Origin of the sequence: Arthrobacter sp. CAL618 (genome assembly GCF_000468215.1) — a bacterium.
Taxonomy (GTDB): Bacteria; Actinomycetota; Actinomycetes; order Actinomycetales; family Micrococcaceae; genus Arthrobacter_D.
Window position 1 is genome coordinate 27,989 of sequence record NZ_ASZW01000254.1, and the last position, 14,933, is coordinate 42,921.

General features: G+C 61.5%; 13 protein-coding genes, 1 tRNA gene and 2 pseudogenes. 8 read left to right on the top strand and 8 right to left on the bottom strand.

Translation table 11 applies throughout. The annotated features are described in order from the left end of the window. Positions 1–66: 66 nt before the first annotated feature. The 4 genes and pseudogenes from K728_RS0115360 to K728_RS23360 all read left to right on the top strand — a co-directional run. Positions 67–648 carry an antirestriction protein ArdA gene (locus tag K728_RS0115360; RefSeq protein WP_024477229.1) on the top strand — a complete coding sequence of 194 codons (582 nt, stop codon included), beginning with the start codon at positions 67–69 and terminating at the stop codon, positions 646–648. Positions 649–770: 122 nt separating this feature from the next. Further along, complete coding sequence (locus K728_RS0115365; RefSeq protein WP_024477230.1) at positions 771–1,154, top strand: helix-turn-helix domain-containing protein; 384 nt, start codon at positions 771–773, stop codon at positions 1,152–1,154. A 30-nt stretch (positions 1,155–1,184) separates the two neighbouring features. Then, positions 1,185–1,832: an ImmA/IrrE family metallo-endopeptidase gene (locus tag K728_RS0115370; protein ID WP_024477231.1), complete on the top strand. Its 648-nt coding sequence runs from the start codon at positions 1,185–1,187 to the stop codon at positions 1,830–1,832. Positions 1,833–1,834: 2 nt separating this feature from the next. After that, positions 1,835–2,644 (top strand): annotated as a pseudogene (locus tag K728_RS23360) (recombinase family protein); the annotation flags it as partial. Between the two features lie 468 nt (positions 2,645–3,112). On the opposite strand, the gene K728_RS21040 reads toward K728_RS23360, so the two are convergent. The 6 genes from K728_RS21040 to K728_RS0115405 form a co-directional block, all read right to left on the bottom strand. After that, positions 3,113–3,310 carry a hypothetical protein gene (locus K728_RS21040; protein ID WP_024477233.1) on the bottom strand — a complete coding sequence of 66 codons (198 nt, stop codon included), beginning with the start codon at positions 3,308–3,310 and terminating at the stop codon, positions 3,113–3,115. Between the two features lie 280 nt (positions 3,311–3,590). Continuing rightward, positions 3,591–3,667 (bottom strand) — tRNA-Pro (locus K728_RS0115385). A gap of 75 nt (positions 3,668–3,742) precedes the next feature. Then, positions 3,743–5,593 carry an ABC transporter ATP-binding protein gene (locus tag K728_RS0115390; RefSeq protein WP_019483140.1) on the bottom strand — a complete coding sequence of 617 codons (1,851 nt, stop codon included), beginning with the start codon at positions 5,591–5,593 and terminating at the stop codon, positions 3,743–3,745. Next, positions 5,590–7,416 (bottom strand): ABC transporter ATP-binding protein, encoded by a 1,827-nt coding sequence (locus tag K728_RS0115395; RefSeq protein WP_019483141.1) that lies wholly within the window; start codon positions 7,414–7,416, stop codon positions 5,590–5,592. The genes K728_RS0115390 and K728_RS0115395 overlap by 4 nt, the downstream gene beginning before the upstream one ends. Before the next feature lie 107 nt (positions 7,417–7,523). Beyond that, positions 7,524–8,453, bottom strand: a complete 930-nt coding sequence (locus K728_RS0115400) for a metallophosphoesterase (RefSeq protein ID WP_019483142.1) — start codon at positions 8,451–8,453, stop codon at positions 7,524–7,526. A 3-nt stretch (positions 8,454–8,456) separates the two neighbouring features. Next, on the bottom strand, positions 8,457–10,751 hold the full coding sequence (locus K728_RS0115405; protein WP_019483143.1) for a transglycosylase domain-containing protein: 2,295 nt from the start codon (positions 10,749–10,751) through the stop codon (positions 8,457–8,459). Between the two features lie 36 nt (positions 10,752–10,787). On the opposite strand from K728_RS0115405, the gene K728_RS21045 reads away from it, so the two are divergent. The 3 genes from K728_RS21045 to K728_RS0115420 are packed head-to-tail and all read left to right on the top strand — an operon-like array spanning position 10,788 to position 12,354. Then, the gene (locus K728_RS21045; RefSeq protein WP_019483144.1) at positions 10,788–10,949 is read left to right on the top strand and encodes a DUF4177 domain-containing protein; all 162 of its coding nucleotides are present in this window, start codon (positions 10,788–10,790) and stop codon (positions 10,947–10,949) included. Next, positions 10,946–11,428: a RidA family protein gene (locus tag K728_RS0115415; RefSeq protein ID WP_019483145.1), complete on the top strand. Its 483-nt coding sequence runs from the start codon at positions 10,946–10,948 to the stop codon at positions 11,426–11,428. The genes K728_RS21045 and K728_RS0115415 overlap by 4 nt, the downstream gene beginning before the upstream one ends. A gap of 5 nt (positions 11,429–11,433) precedes the next feature. Beyond that, positions 11,434–12,354: a hypothetical protein gene (locus tag K728_RS0115420; RefSeq protein WP_019483146.1), complete on the top strand. Its 921-nt coding sequence runs from the start codon at positions 11,434–11,436 to the stop codon at positions 12,352–12,354. A gap of 46 nt (positions 12,355–12,400) precedes the next feature. Here K728_RS0115420 and K728_RS0115425 read toward each other — a convergent pair whose 3' ends face one another. Both K728_RS0115425 and K728_RS0115430 read right to left on the bottom strand, forming a co-directional pair. Continuing rightward, positions 12,401–13,234: a bacteriorhodopsin-like gene (locus K728_RS0115425; RefSeq protein ID WP_019483147.1), complete on the bottom strand. Its 834-nt coding sequence runs from the start codon at positions 13,232–13,234 to the stop codon at positions 12,401–12,403. A gap of 227 nt (positions 13,235–13,461) precedes the next feature. Then, entirely contained in the window at positions 13,462–14,139 is a 678-nt protein-coding gene (locus K728_RS0115430; protein ID WP_019483148.1) for a Crp/Fnr family transcriptional regulator, read from the bottom strand. A 281-nt stretch (positions 14,140–14,420) separates the two neighbouring features. On the opposite strand from K728_RS0115430, the pseudogene K728_RS22030 reads away from it, so the two are divergent. Continuing rightward, positions 14,421–14,774 (top strand): annotated as a pseudogene (locus K728_RS22030) (CvpA family protein); the annotation flags it as partial. Between the last annotated feature and the right edge of the window lie 159 nt (positions 14,775–14,933).

Sequence of the window (14,933 nt, forward strand, 5' to 3'; positions counted from 1 at the left end):
CGCTCTATCAAGAGTGCCTCCGCTGTCCTTGCCGCCCACCCATCCGATTAAACGAAAGGAGGATATATGAACCAGGAACAACTACCCGAGTCCACGCCGGAACGAGAGAAGCGCACGACCCCCGCCATCTACGTCGCGTCGCTGGCTGACTACAACAATGGGCGACTGCTCGGCACCTGGATAGACGCCACCACGGGCGCGGACGCCATTTATAAGCAGATCCACGACATGCTGGCGCAATCTCGTGAACCCGCGCCGGAAGAATGGGCCATCCATGACTACGAAGGCTTCGGCAGGAAACAGCTCAGTGAATTCGAACGTATCGAGGAGGTCGCCGAACTGGCCGAAGGCATCGCCAAATATGGTCCCGCCTTCGCCGCATGGGTGGACTACTCCGGCTTAGATGCCGAAGATTGGCACTACTTCGAGGGTGCATACCTCGGCGAATACCCCACGCTGGAGGCTTACGCCGAGCAGATCATCGATGACATGGGATGGCAGCACGAAGTCGACGCGCATCTGCCAGAGTCGTTGAAGCCGTACGTCAAGATTGACACGGAAGCGATGGGGGAGGACTTGCGACTCAGCGGAGAGATTTACGTGATCGAATCTGACTCCGGAATCTACGTCTTCAATAGCCGCATTTGACGTTCCTGAATATTAGGAAGTCCTTCCTGCCTTGACGAAGTTTCTGTTGTGGAATTCGCTTAAATCGTTGAAGGAATTGAACGATCGATTCATAATACAAACAGAAATTGGAGACAGAAGAAATGCAGGAAGAAGACATTCAAGGCTTAGCCGAAACAATCCGGAAGCAGCGACAGAAGCTGGGTCTTTCAGCGAGCGAAGTCGCCCGGCAAGCAGGGGTCGCCAAGGGAACCATCACCCGGCTAGAGCTGGGACAGATTGCCAATCCCCGCATGGACAATCTTCGCGCCATCGCCGACGTCCTCCAGCTTCCACTGACCGACATTCTGGCCGAATCGAGCCTGCTTCGCGGCTCTGACCTTCCAACGCTCAATCCGTACCTGCGCACGAAATTCAAAGGTATGCCGGACAGCGCAGTCCGCGAGATTGAAGAGCACTTTCGCGATGTCGCTGCCCGGCACGGCGTCAATATAAATACCGGCCCCGCCCCCGGGGAGGACGAATAACCAACGACTTCTCATAGAAAGGAGAAAGCCATGACCAACGAACATATCACCACATATATCGAACGGAGCGTCCTGGCTACTCTCCGCGCGCTCATCCCGAACCGAGAGGTTCGTTCCTACTCTGAGGCAAGGCAAGTGGCCGAGCACCAAGCCATCCGACTCTTGGAGCTGCACGGCATCGAGGACGGGCCAGTGCCAGTTGAATTCATCGCCGACCTGCCCAAGATTGAAATTGAGATGGTCGACGCCCCGGTCTCAGGGGCTAGCTTCTGGAATGGGAGCAATTGGATCATCCAGCTGAACAAGCATGAGAGTTACAGCCGTCAGCGGTTCACGCTTGCCCACGAGTACAAGCACATCATCGACCACAATCGTGCCGACGCCCTATATATCGGAACCCGCGACGCCACTCCTGCCGAACAGGCCGAGCAAGCTGCTGACTACTTCGCCGGATGTCTGCTCGTTCCGAAAAAGCTTCTTAAGCGCGCCTACTACGGTGGCATGCAGCGCACGGCCGATCTCGCAGCACACTTTCAAGTATCCGAAGCTGCGATGACCGTGCGCCTGCGCCAAACAGGCATCGCCGAGCCTGCCCCGCGTTGCACACCCCAAAGCACGCCATTCTCCCGTTCATGGCAGTACCGCATGAATCACCGCACCCAAACACAAGGAGTATGACTATGACCACCGAGGAAATCGAGGCATTGAAACCGCGTAAGGCGGTTCTGTATCTTCGGGTATCGAGCAAGAAGCAGACCGAAACTGCCGTTGATATCGATAAGGATGGCAACTCCATTGCCACGCAGCGTGACATCTGCGGGCAGAAGGCATTAGCCGTCAACGCCGACATCGTGGAGGAGTTTGTGGAGCCCGGCGTGTCCGCGCAAACAACCGAGAAGCGTCCAGTCTTCCTCTCCATGCTGAAGTATCTGCAGGAGAACCGCGATGTTGACTATGTGATCGTGTATGCCCGCTCCCGTGCATTTCGTAACTTCACTGACGCGGCCATCACGAGGCGACATCTCGACAAGCTGGGCGTGCGTTTGCTTTCCGCCCGTGAGGACTTCGGTGAAGGCACCTACGCGGAAGCGATGGAGGCCGTCACCGACATCATGAACCAGGTGCAGAACCAGCTCAGCGGTGAAGATATCCGGATCAAGATGCGCAACAAGGCCATTAACGGCGGCACAGTCGGTAAGGCCAAGATTGGGTATCTCAACATCCGAAAAGACATCGACGGACGCATGATCAACAGTGTCGGGCTCGATGAAATTAGAGCGCCGCTCGTGCTCAAGGCCTTCGAGCTGTATGCCACCGGTAAGTACGCCATCGAGCGGCTGGAAGCGACGATGGCGGACCTCGGTTTGACGAGCCGTCGGACGGCCCGATATCCGGAGAAGCCAGTCTCCTCGAGCAGGCTGCATCAGATGCTCAAAGATCCGTACTACGTCGGTTACGTCGTCTACAAGGGCGATGCTTATCCGGGGCGTCACGAGCCGATCATCGGGCAAGACCTTTTCGATCAGGTCCAGGAGATCATGAGCTCGCGCAGCGGATCAGGCACCAGGGATCGCATTCACAATCACTTCCTCAAGGGGATGATCTACTGCGGCAAGTGTCATCGGCAAGGCCGGGAAAGTCGCGTCATCTACACGCAGGCGAAAGGGCGCGGAGGCACGGTTCACGAGTACTTCTTCTGTCGTGCTCGGCAGGAAGGACGGTGCGACCTTCCGTATCTACCTGCCTATCTCGTCGAAGATAGTGTTGCCGAATCCTACGGTCAGCTCGTGCTGGATAAGGCCTTTGAGGAGGACATTCGCGCCAGACTCGAAGAAGCCCTTGTCGGTGAACAGCAGGATATAAAGGCGATGTACGCGAAGTACAGGAATCAGCTCAAAGAAGTTGAGGCCAAGGAGAGTCGGCTCGTCGACATTGCGGCCGATGGCATCCTGCCGCAGTCAAAGGTCCGGGAGAAAATGCATGAGCTGCGCGTTCAACGCTCCCGCATCGAAGACAGCCTGGCGAACATCGGCGAGCAGATCGCGGTGGGCGGCCAGCTTCTCGCCAAGGCGATTGACCAGATCGCCGATCCGAAGTCCTACTACGAGAAGGCAACAGATAAGGTCCGGCGGCTTCTCAACGAATCCTTTTATCACCGATTCTTTGTGGATCAGGACGGCTCAGTTGGATCGGACCTGAATCAACCGTTCGACGACATCTTCGCGGCCCAGGCGGCCTACCGTTCGATCAAACCCGCGTTGGCGATGTCCGGCCACGGATCGACCCAATCGTCCGAAAAAGGGGCGGTTTTGGGCGTTTCAGGCGTAATTGCCGGGCAGTTCCCGGATACCAAAAATGGCGCCGATTTCTCGACGCCATCTCTGTTGTTCAAACTAAAGTCGGTCTATTCAAACCATGGTTCGAATAAAGCGACTCTGGTCGGGGTGACAGGAATTGAACCTGCGACCTCGTCGTCCCGAACGACGCGCGCTACCAAGCTGCGCCACACCCCGATGCTGCTCAGCGAACGTCAGAAACGGCCAGCAGAGCAACCTCTAAAGCGTACCCGAGCACACGAAGAAGCAAAACTAGACGAGCGTCTCCTGCCAGGCCGCATGCAGGGTCGCGAAGCGCCCGTCGCCGCCAATGAGCTCTGCCGGGGTGCCATCCTCCACCACCTTGCCGTCGTGGACCACGAGCACCCGGTCGGCAATCGACACGGTTGACAGTCGGTGCGCAATGATCAACGCGGTGCGGTTGCCCAGCAGCTTCTGCAGACCCTCCTGCACCAGCCGCTCACTGGGAATATCCAGGGACGAGGTGGCCTCATCCAGGATCAGCACCGCAGGGTTCGCCAGGAACGCGCGGGCGAAGCTGATCAGCTGCCGTTGCCCCGAGGACACCCGACCGCCACGTTTGTTGACGTCGGTGTCATAGCCCTCGGGCAGGGATGTGATGAACGTGTCGGCGCCCACCGAGCGGGCAGCCTCCTCGATCTCCTCGCGGCTTGCCTCCGGCTTGCCCAGGGCGATGTTGTCCGCCACGCTGCCGCTGAACAGGAACGCTTCCTGCGTCACCATGACGACGGCGCGCCGCAGGTCACGGGGATCGACCTCCCTGATGTCGACGCCGTCGAGAGCGATGCTGCCGCAGGACACGTCGTAGAACCGGGCGATCACTTTCGCCAGGGTGGACTTCCCGGCACCGGTCTGACCCACCAGAGCGATGGTCTGCCCGGCCGGAATCTTCAGGTCCATGGTCGGCAGGATGACCGGGCCGTCGCCGTACCGGAACTCCACGCCGTCGAACTCAATTGCTCCCCGAGGGTCTTTCAGCGGCACCGGGTTTTTCGGTGGGCGCACCGTGGGCACCTCCTCGAGCAGCCCCGACACTTTCTCCAGCGCCGCCGACGCGGACTGGAACGAGTTGTAGAACATGGCCATCTGATCGACGGGCTGGAAGAACCGCTTGCTGTACAGCAGGAGGGCGAGCAGGGCGCCGACCGCCAGAGTGCCGTCAAGGACCCGGAACCCGCCGACCAGCAGGACCACCGCAACGGTGACGTTGCCGATCAGCACCAGACCCGGCTGGAAGACGCCGTTGAGGTTGATGGACCGGACGGTGACCTTGCGGTAGTCCTCGGCCAGCTCGTCGTACTTCGAGGCGTTGACTTCCTCGCGGCGGAAAGCCTTGACGGCACGGATCCCGGTCATGGTTTCGATGAAGTGGACGATCAGCCGCGCAGACACCACCCGGGAGGCACGGAACGCGATCTGGGAGTGCTTCTGGTACCAGCGCGCCAGAAAGAACATTGGCACGGCGGCGACGAGGATCAGCAGACCCGTCCGCCAGTCCAGGACGAAGATGGTGATCGCGGTGAAGAGCATGTACATGACGCCGGAGGCGAGGGAGCTCACGCCCGAGTCGAGAAGTTCGCGCAGCGCCTCAAGGTCCGAGGTTTGCCGGGAGATGATGCGACCCGAGGTGTACTTCTCGTGGAATTCTAGGCTGAGCCGCTGGGTGTGCCTGAAGACGCGCAACCGCAAATCCAGCAGCATCGCCTGACTGAGCAGCGCCGTCGCCCGGACATACCCGGCCGTCAAAAAGGCGGTCAGGACTGCCGCGATCAGGTAGGTAAGGCCGGCGAGCCAGAGGTAGATCGGGTCACCGTCGAGCAGCGATGGCAGGGCGTTGTCGATGCCGAACGCGATGATTGCCGGGCCGGCGACCCGGGCTGCCTGCGACCCGACCACCAGGGAAATGGTCCAGATGAACTGGCGCCGGTTGGGTTTGATGAGAGACCCCAGCAGGCGGAAGGACCGCGAGCGGACCGACCTGTTCTGGGCCTTGGACAGGAGGACGTCGTCCTCGTTGGTCACGCCCGACGACGTCCCCCCGGTGGGTGCCGATCCGTTATTCGGCTGTGGTGATGTGCTCACGTGAGCGCCCCCTCGTCGTCGTTCTCGAAGTCTTCAAGCTCCGTGTCCAGATCGGTCGGGCCATCAGGGAGGCTCGCGATCACGTATCGGTAATGCGTGTTGCGTGCCAGCAGCTCGGTGTGGGTGCCGACGTCGGTCACCCGGCCGTCCTCGAGCAGGGCCACCCGGTCGGCGAGGGCAACCGTCGACGGCCGGTGGGCGACAATCAGGGTGGTGGTGTGAAGGAGAACCTTGCGCAGGCCTTCCTCCACCAGTTCCTCGGTGCGGACATCCAGGGCCGAGAGCGGGTCGTCGAGCACCAGCACCCGAGGTTTCGAAGCAATGGACCGGGCCAGGGCAATCCGCTGCCGCTGGCCGCCGGAAAGGCTCAAGCCCTCCTCCCCGATCAGGGTGTCGACGCCGTCGGGCAGCGAATATGCGAAGTGCGCCTGTGCGACCTCGAGCGCCTCAGCCAGGATCTCCTCGGCGTGTTTTCCATCCCGCGGCTCCGCGCCCATCAGGACGTTCTCTCGGACCGAGTTGGAGAACAGCGTGGTGTCCTCGAAGGCGACCGACACATGGGTGCGCAGATCGGCGATGGAGATGCTCCGCAGGTCAGTGCCGTCGATGGCGATGGACCCACCGGTCACCTCATAGAGGCGGGGGACCAGCTGCAGCAGGGTGCTCTTGCCGCACCCGGTTACGCCTACCAGCGCCATCGTCTCCCCGGCACGCATGGTGAGGTTGATGCCGTTGAGCACATCGGCGGTGCCCTCCTCAGCGTCGGGGTAGCGGAAGTGCACATCGGTGAAGGTCACTTCGCCGCGGGGATCGATCAGCCGGACCGGCTCCGTGGGATCGGTGATGGTGTTGACGGACTCCATGACCTCGTAGTGGCGGTCGATGGCCGTTTTGGCGGTGAAGGTCATGGCGAGCAGCGGGCCGATGAACTCAACCGGGGTAGCGACCACGGCGGCCGTCGCGAAGAAGGCCACCAGGGCGCCGATCGAGAGGTCACCGTTGGCGGCGAACAGCACGCCGACCACCAGTGAGGCGCCCAACGCCAGCTCGGGCAGCAGGGTGACGATCAACGAAAAGTTGGCCAGCGAGCGTGCCTTGTAGATCTCGGTCTGCCGGAGTTCCTCGGCCTGCAGGTTGAATCCTTCGAGGGCCTCACGGCTCCGGCCAAAGGCTTTCAGCACCCGGATGCCGTGGACGGATTCCTCGACGGTGGTGGCAAGGTCGCCGGCCTGGTCCTGGCTTTTCCGCGAAACCTTGCTGTAGGAGGTGCGGAACCGGAAGCCGTAGATCATGATCGGCAGCGCCGCGGCCAGGAAGATCAGGGCCAGCACCCACGAGGTGAGGAACATGATGACGACGCCGATGACCACGGTCAGCGACGTCACCACCAGCATGATCAGCCCGAACGCCATCCACCGGCGCATCAGGTTCAGGTCCGTCATGGCGCGTGAGAGGAGCTGGCCGCTACCCCAACGGTCATGGAAGGCGACGGTGAGATCCTGCAAATGGCGATAGAACGACGTCCGCATGTTGGTTTCAACGGTCGTCGCCGGGGCGATGACGAACTGGCGCCGCAGTGCAACGAAGGTTGCTTCGAGGATGCCCAGTAGCAGGACCACGCCAGCGGCAATCCAGACGGTCGACGTCGCGCCTCCGACGGCGAGGGCATCGTTGATCAGCACGCGGAAGACCTGGGGGATGGCAAGGGCCATCAGACTCGCGCCGAGCGCGCAGACGAGGCCCAGGATCAGCCGCGGCAGGATGGGCTTGATGTGTGGGTAGAGTCGGCTGAGCGATTCCCACAGGGTGGTTTGAGTCGGCATACTTCTGTCTTTGACATTTCAGAGGCGGATCTACCCGGAAGGGACATTTCGTGTCCCGTAGCAACTATCCTATGTCAGAGCTTTGCCGCTGCGTCAGCGGCCCCAAACTACCGTTCGGTGAGGGTCAGCAGCACTGCTTCGGGTCGGCAGGCAAAGCGGACCGGCGCGAACCGCGACGTCCCGATTCCCGCTGACACGTTCAGCGGTATGCTGCGTCCCTTGTGCTCCCAGTCAGTCAGGCCGCGGGCTCGCCAGGTGGGGAGGTCGCAGTTGGTGATCAGGGCGCCGTAGCCCGGAATGCAGACCTGCCCGCCATGGGTATGGCCGGCGAGAATCAGGTGCGCGCCGCCGTCGGTGAAGTAGTCCAGCACCCGCTGATAGGGGGCGTGCGCGACGGCGATCTTCAGGTGCCGCGCGTCGGAAGAAGTGCTGCTGCCCGCCGGGTAGCCGGCGTAGGAGTCGCGATCGATGTGTGGGTCGTCGACCCCGGTGAAGTCGAGCCGGAGGTTGCCCATGGCCACCGACTGCGACCGGTTGGACAGGTCGATCCAGCCTGCGTTCCCGAAGCTCCTGAACAGCTCCGCCCAGGGGAGTGCCTTCGGCTCCCGCCCGGTGCGGTGCTTCGACGGGCCAGAGAAATACCGCAGCGGGTTGTTCAACACTGGCGCAAAATAGTCGTTGGACCCGGGCACAAACACGCCGGGAAACTGCATTAGCGGGCCGAGCGCCTCAAGCAGCGGCTCGACACCCTTGTGGTGGCTGAGGTTGTCGCCGGTGTTCACCACCAGGTCCGGTTCCAGCCGGGCCAGTCCCTGCAGCCACCAGGTCTTGGCGGCCTGCCGGGGCGCCATGTGAATGTCGGAAAGGTGCAGGACCCTCAGCGGGCGGCTGCCCGGCGGAAGGATCGGCAGGGTCTCCTCCCGCAGCTGGAACAGGTTCCGTTCCACTAGGGAGGCGTACCCGAGGCCAGCTACGGCGACCGCTGCGGTTCCTCCCAACGCGATAGTAGTGGCGTCGAGCAGCTTCGATGAACCCAAGGGTTAGCCTTCGTCTTCGTTGTTGTCTGGGTCCTCTGGGCTGTTTCCCGGTGGGGGATCAGCAGGAGGGCCGCTGTTCCCTGGACTGCCCTGGTTATCCCCGGGCCTCCCGGTCTGGTTGCCGTTGCCTGGCTGGGTCTGAATGGTGGGACGCTGCGCGTTGAGCATCCGCTGCGGGGGGTCGGTGAAGGGTTCTCCCGAGTGCAGCCCAGGTATCTGCTGCATAAACCGCTCCCAGGACGGAGCCGCAATGAACGAACCATCAATTTCGGGGTAAATCTGGCCGCCGATCTGCAATTCGCCCAAGCTGACGCTGTTCGCCTTCCAGTTACCCAGCCAGGTGGCAGTTGCCATGCCCGAGTTGTACCCCATGAACCAGGTCTGGGACCGGGCATCGTTGGTTCCTGTCTTGCCGGCCATGGGAATGTCCCCGAACTCCAGGAGCTGACCCGAGCCTCGCTCCATGACAGCCTCGGTGGCGTAGTTCACTCCGCGAGCCAATTCCTCGGGAATCGCCTGTTCGCAGGCCGCTTCAGGAACGGGGAAGCTGGTGCCGTCAACGGCTACCACTTCAGTGAGCGCCCGCGGCTCACAGGTCATCCCCTCGGCCCCCAATGCCGCGTACGCGGTGGCCATCGAGAGCGGTGAAACCTCAGTTCCGCCGCCAATAAGGGCTGAAGGTGACACTGTCAACGGTGTGTAATCCCCGTCGGCGCTCTTTCCATCGTGGATACCTAGATCCGCGGCAATCTGGAACGGCATGCAGAGATCGATCTGACGTGCCGTCTCCATGGTGATGGTGTTGTACGACTGGGCCAGTCCTTCAAGGACGGTGTAGCTGCCGTAGTTGATGTCCCCGTAGTTCTGCGGTTCGTACCCGTCCTCATCAGGCAGGACGTACTTTCCGTCGGGATAGCAGCTTGCCTCCCACTCATCGAACTGGGGGTAGATCCTCTTGCGGCCGTCGATGGTGGTGTTCAACGCCCGGCCGTCTTCGAGCCAGGCAGCGACAGTGAAGGGCTTGAAGGTCGATCCGGGCTGGAATCCTCCCACACCGCCCAAGGGCTGGTTGGGGTCTCCGCCGCTGTACTGATCAACATTGAAGTTCAGCACCGAATCGCCCGGCTCGGTGCCAGGCATGTACCTGGTGTTCTGTGCCATCACCAGGATGTCGCCGGTTCCGGGTTCCATGCTGACCATCGAGTGTCCTACCGAGGGGTCGGTGGTCTCGCGGCCAGCGGTTTCATTGATGGCTGTCTGGGCAGCAGTCTGCGCCGCCGGATCGAGCGTCGTCGTGATCGTCAGCCCCGCGCGGTACAGGGTGTCCTGGCGTGCTTCAAGGGATTCGCCGTAGGCGGGATCGTTCAGGATCAGATGCGTGACGTAGTCGCAGAAGTACGGTGCCTGCTCCGCGCCGACACAGCCGCTCAGCGTGGGGGTGATGTCCAACCCGAGGTCGGTGGCGACGGCGGCGTCGTACTCTTCCTGGGTGATGTGGCTGTTCGACAGCATGGCGCCAAGCACCAAGTTGCGGCGCTCCAGGGAGCGCTCCGGGTTGAGTTCCGGACTGTAGAAGGTGGGTCCATTGACCACGCCTGCGAGGAGGGCCGCCTGCTGGATGTTCAAATCAGCTGCCTCGACGTTGAAGAAGTATCTCGATGCTGCCTGCACGCCATAGGTGGTGCCGGTGAACGGCACAATGTTCATGTAGCCCTCAAGGATTTCGTCCTTGCTGAGCTCCTTTTCGACGGCGATGGCCAGTTTTGCTTCGCGGAGCTTGTCGCCAAGAGTCTTGCCGCCGCTGAAAGTGACCGATCCGTCACCGCTCTGCAGGCTGGCATCAATCAGGACGTTGTTGACGTACTGCTGGGTGATGGTGGAGGCGCCGCGGGTGGTGTCGCTGCTGACGTTGCTCACGACGGCGCTCATGATGCCCTGCAGGTCCACGCCGCCGTGCTCGTAGAACCGGGCGTCTTCGATGGCGAGGAGGGCGTTCACCATGTTGGGGGAAACCTGGTCGAGGGTGACTGGCTGCCGGTTCTCCTCATACAGGGTGGCGATCAGCGTCCCGTCCGAAGCGAGAATCCTCGATGGCTGGGCCAGCGCCCCACGCTCGAGTTCCGCCGGCAGCTCTTCGAAGAACTGAATCGAGGCGGAAGCACCGGTACCCGCTGCCGCAGCAACTGGGACCAGTAGACCCGCAGCAAGCACCCCGCTCAAAGCACTGATTCCGAGAAACGCAATCATCTTCCCCAGGGTGGTTGCTGTGTCAAAGATCGGTGATTTACGAGCAGCCATTACTCCAGTTTACAAGCACGCGCTAGTCTGTGAACCATGACCAAATGGGAGTACTCCACAATTCCGCTCATCATCCACGCCACGAAGCAGATTCTGGACCAGTGGGGAGAGGACGGCTGGGAACTGGTGCAGGTAGTTCCCGGACCGGACGGCAAAGGCCTCGTCGCCTATCTGAAACGAGAGAAGAACCAGTCGTGACCAGCACCGACAACCCAACATCAGCTGTCGAACAGCGGCTGCTGGATCTCGGAATCACTCTCCCGGACGTCGTGCAGCCACTGGCTTCGTACGTCCCGGCAGTGGTGACGGGCAACTATGTTTTCACCGCCGGGCAGCTACCGCTTATTAACGGTGAACTCCCAGCTTTGGGCAAGGTTGGTGCCGAGGTGACGCCGGAGGCTGCGAAAGAGTACGCAGCGACCTGCGCGGTGAACGCCTTGGCCGCGATCAAGTCCCAGATCGGGGATCTGGACCGGATTAGCCGGATCGTGAAGGTGGTCGGGTTTGTCGCCTCCGATCCCAGCTTCACGGGCCAGCCTCAGGTTATTAACGGTGCGTCCGATCTGCTGGGGCAGGTGCTCGGCGACGCCGGTGCTCATGCTCGCTCCGCCGTCGGCGTCGCAGTGCTTCCCCGCGATGCGCCGGTGGAAGTCGAGATTATCGCGGAGTTTGTCTGATTCCTGTGGGCCACATTAGTAACCGCCTTTTTCCAGTTCCCGAAGACCAGTTGGGCGCAGCGCGAAGCTGGGTCGAACACGGCGAGCGGACGCCGGTCAAACCCCGCCTGGCGTCGTCGGTGGTCTTGATCCGCGATGCCCCTCCGGGGACTGAAACTTACCTTTCATACCGGCGTGGCGAATCCCCACTGGGGATCGTCGCGTTTCCCGGCGGCAGCATCGAGGAGTCCGACGACGACGACGTCGTCTGGTTTGGGCCCACCCCTGCCCAGTGGGCAAAGGCGATGGGGATCGATGACCTGTTTGTGGCGCGGCGCCACGTGGTCGGAGCCATCCGCGAACTGTTCGAGGAGACCGGTGTGCTGCTGGCTGGACCGGATGCCGTGTCCCTCGTCGACGGCAGTAGGAACCCTGAGTGGATGAAGGCCCGTGAAGACATTGCCACCCAGGAACGGTCATTCTCGGACATCCTGGCCCGCCGGGGACTGGGGCTCCGCACCGACTTGCTGAAACCGCTTGCGCACTGGCTCAGCCCCGATTACGCTCACCGCCGGTTCGACACCCACTATTTTGCGGCGGCCCAGCCGACTGGCCAGGAAGCTACGGCGCTCGCGAGTAAGGGTTTGTGGGGTGAATGGCGCTGCGCATCCAGGGAAGTCGCGAAGGCCGAAGCCACCACATTGGGCGATGAAGTGGGCCAGCCCAACACGGTGGGCCGTGCGCTGGATGAGCTGACCGTACCAGCGGTCCGTCTGATCCTGGAGAAGATTGGGTCTTCGAAGGGTTGCGTGGCTTATTTGAGTCACAAACGGCCCATGAAGGTTTATTACCCGCATCTGATGACACCCTCCGAGGAGGCGGATCCAATGCTTGAGGTCGCTTGTTCGGTGGCCACCGAGGGCGGATCCGGCCAACGCGGTCGTTAGCGTGGCCATCACCGCCCTCCCCTGGTCGGCTCAGGGCCGAACTGCCCTAGCGCGGCTTCCGGGATACCTTCGATTCCTCAAAGGGCTCATGTCCTTCCTCGATCCGCGCGAAGGCGGGGTCGTCAGCATAGGACTTCAGTCTCGCGATGCGATAAATAATCAGTGCGTAGACTGCTTTAGCCGCAATATCAGCGATGGAGTACCCGCCTTGCTTCAGGACCCATGCGTCGGCGCCTGAGATGCCAAGTAGCGGCAGCGCATATGCGAGCGGGTAGACGATCCAACTCGCGAGAAGCAGGATCCGAAGGCGACTGATGAGCTTCCGGACCTGCGGAGGCTGGCGATCAAGCGATTTCGTCAGTTCGACGAACAATACGTACAGGATGAAGATAAAGGGAATTGTGGAGAGGATCCCCCACAGGACTCTTACGCTGTCTGAGCTACTGATCTCTCCGGGGTATCCGAGCACGATCATCAGGGTCGCAGCGGGTACCAGTTTCCATAGCAGGCTGGTTTGCACTTTTCGGGCGAGGGCCAGAACTGCGATGAGTTCCACCAGCAGCAGTGGCACCGTCAGTAGCCAGTCCACATACCGGTACCCCTCGTTGAACGACGCGCCCTCAGCTTGCGCGTACGTCCCGCGTCCGCCGACAGCATCCGTGACGAATGCCTCCTTGAACGAGTCAAAGATCCGGAAGTAGTGGTAGGCAGCAATGCCGCAGACTATTGCTGCGATGACAAGTGCCTGCCGGTACCGGGGAAGGACGCGGGGAAGAACGAGGATGAGGAAAACGGCCGTGAATAGCTGTGAAGCAATAACCAGCGAGAGCAAGTTGTAGACAGTGTCGAACTGGCTCTGGGTCAGGTCATCAGGAATCATGGTTGTGCTCCTTTGCACAGAAGGTGAACCCCTGCATGGCGGCAGATGATGGAATTCATCCCGTTCCGCACGATGCGTGAAAGAATTCTACGCTGTGTAGAAACCCTAGCCAAGGCTTTTGTTCCAGCAAAAGGGAGCGTCCACATCGCGACCTAATAAAAGGCCACACAGAAAAGACCGGGAGCGTGGTGCTCCCGGTCTTTTCGTGGACTTATGAGGGTGTGATGCTAGCGGCTGCGCTGACGCAACCGCTGGATGTCGAGGATGACGACGGCGCGCGCCTCAAGGCGCAGCCACCCGCGCTGCACGAACTCCGCGAGAGCCTTATTGACGGTTTCACGGGAAGCGCCGACCAATTGGGCAAGCTCTTCCTGAGTCAGCTCGTGCGCAACGAGGATGCCGTCGGTGGCCGGACGGCCAAACCGGTCCGCCAGATCCAGCAGGGCCTTCGCAACGCGGCCCGGGACATCGGAGAACACCAGGTCAGCCAGCGACTCGTTGGTACGGCGCAGCCGGCGGGCCAAGGCCTGCAGCAGCTGGGCCGAAACCTCGGGACGCGTTTCCAGGAGGGTCCGCAGGTTCTCATTCTTCAATCCGGCGAGGCGCGTCTCGGAAACGGCGGTGGCCGTGGCCGTTCGAGGGCTGGGATCGAACAATGCCATCTCACCGAACAGCTCGCCCGGGCCAAGAATTGCCAGCAGGTTCTCGCGGCCGTCCTGCGCGGTGCGACCGAGCTTGATCTTGCCGGACACAATGAAATACAGCTGGTCGCCCTGATCTCCTTCGCGGAAGACAGATGCCCCGCGGGAGAGATCCACTTCGGTCAGCTCGTCGGTGAGTGCGGCGAAAACGTCGTCGCCCAACGAAGCGAAGAGTGGCGCGCGGCGCAGTACCTCGATGTCCATGAAATCTCCTGATAAATTGTCGGCTCATTCCATCTTGCCGTACATAACGAACTTGTGACACCTGCTACACGCGTGTTCGCCGTCGGAATAGCCTATTTGCCTCCCATTTGGGCGGAAACGCCCAGATTTCCCGCCCAACGGCCTGAAAAAAGGGGTTCAACATGCGCTCAGGAGATTGTCAGTACCGCCGGATAGACTCAGTCGGGTAACGGAGGCGTCGCGCCTCCCGATGATCAGGGAGAGCGCACGTGCCGGACTTCACCATCTTGGACATCCTGCTGGTGCTGGCACTGGTCGGGTATCTCGTTGCCGGTCTCCGCAACGGGTTCCTGGTGACCCTCGGCGGGATCGCGGGCTTCGTTGCCGGAGCGATAGCTGCGTTTTTCGCTATTCCTCTCGTCAGCGAATGGGTGCCGGACGACGCCTGGCGCCTTCCCGCCATCATCCTCACAGCATTCGTCCTGGTGGTCCTTGGCCAGGCCCTCGGCTCCCGGCTCGGTGGAGCCATTCGCCGTGCCCTCGATTTCCGTCCGATCCGGATGGTCGACCGGCTGCTCGGCGGCGTCGTGAATGTGGTGGTTGCTGCACTGGTGATGTCCATGCTGGCCTTCAGTATTGGCACGCTCGGCATGCCCTTCCTGTCCCAATCCATTGCCTCGTCACAGGTGATCAGGGGAATCGACAACCTTACGCCGTCGCCGGTTCGCACGTGGATGGCGCAGTTGCGCACCATCGCCGTCGACGACGGGATCCCCACTATTCTGGAAAGCGTTGCACCGGCTGCCCCCCTGCCA

Bases quoted from the DNA above. Each gene is read 5' to 3' on its own strand.
- K728_RS0115360 (WP_024477229.1), top strand. From the start codon at position 67: ATGAACCAGGAACAACTACCCGAGTCCACGCCGGAACGAGAGAAGCGC.
- K728_RS0115365 (WP_024477230.1), top strand. From the start codon at position 771: ATGCAGGAAGAAGACATTCAAGGCTTAGCCGAAACAATCCGGAAGCAG.
- K728_RS0115370 (WP_024477231.1), top strand. From the start codon at position 1,185: ATGACCAACGAACATATCACCACATATATCGAACGGAGCGTCCTGGCT.
- K728_RS0115395 (WP_019483141.1), bottom strand. From the start codon at position 7,416: ATGCCGACTCAAACCACCCTGTGGGAATCGCTCAGCCGACTCTACCCA.
- K728_RS0115405 (WP_019483143.1), bottom strand. From the start codon at position 10,751: ATGGCTGCTCGTAAATCACCGATCTTTGACACAGCAACCACCCTGGGG.
- K728_RS21045 (WP_019483144.1), top strand. From the start codon at position 10,788: ATGACCAAATGGGAGTACTCCACAATTCCGCTCATCATCCACGCCACG.
- K728_RS0115425 (WP_019483147.1), bottom strand. From the start codon at position 13,234: ATGATTCCTGATGACCTGACCCAGAGCCAGTTCGACACTGTCTACAAC.
- K728_RS0115430 (WP_019483148.1), bottom strand. From the start codon at position 14,139: ATGGACATCGAGGTACTGCGCCGCGCGCCACTCTTCGCTTCGTTGGGC.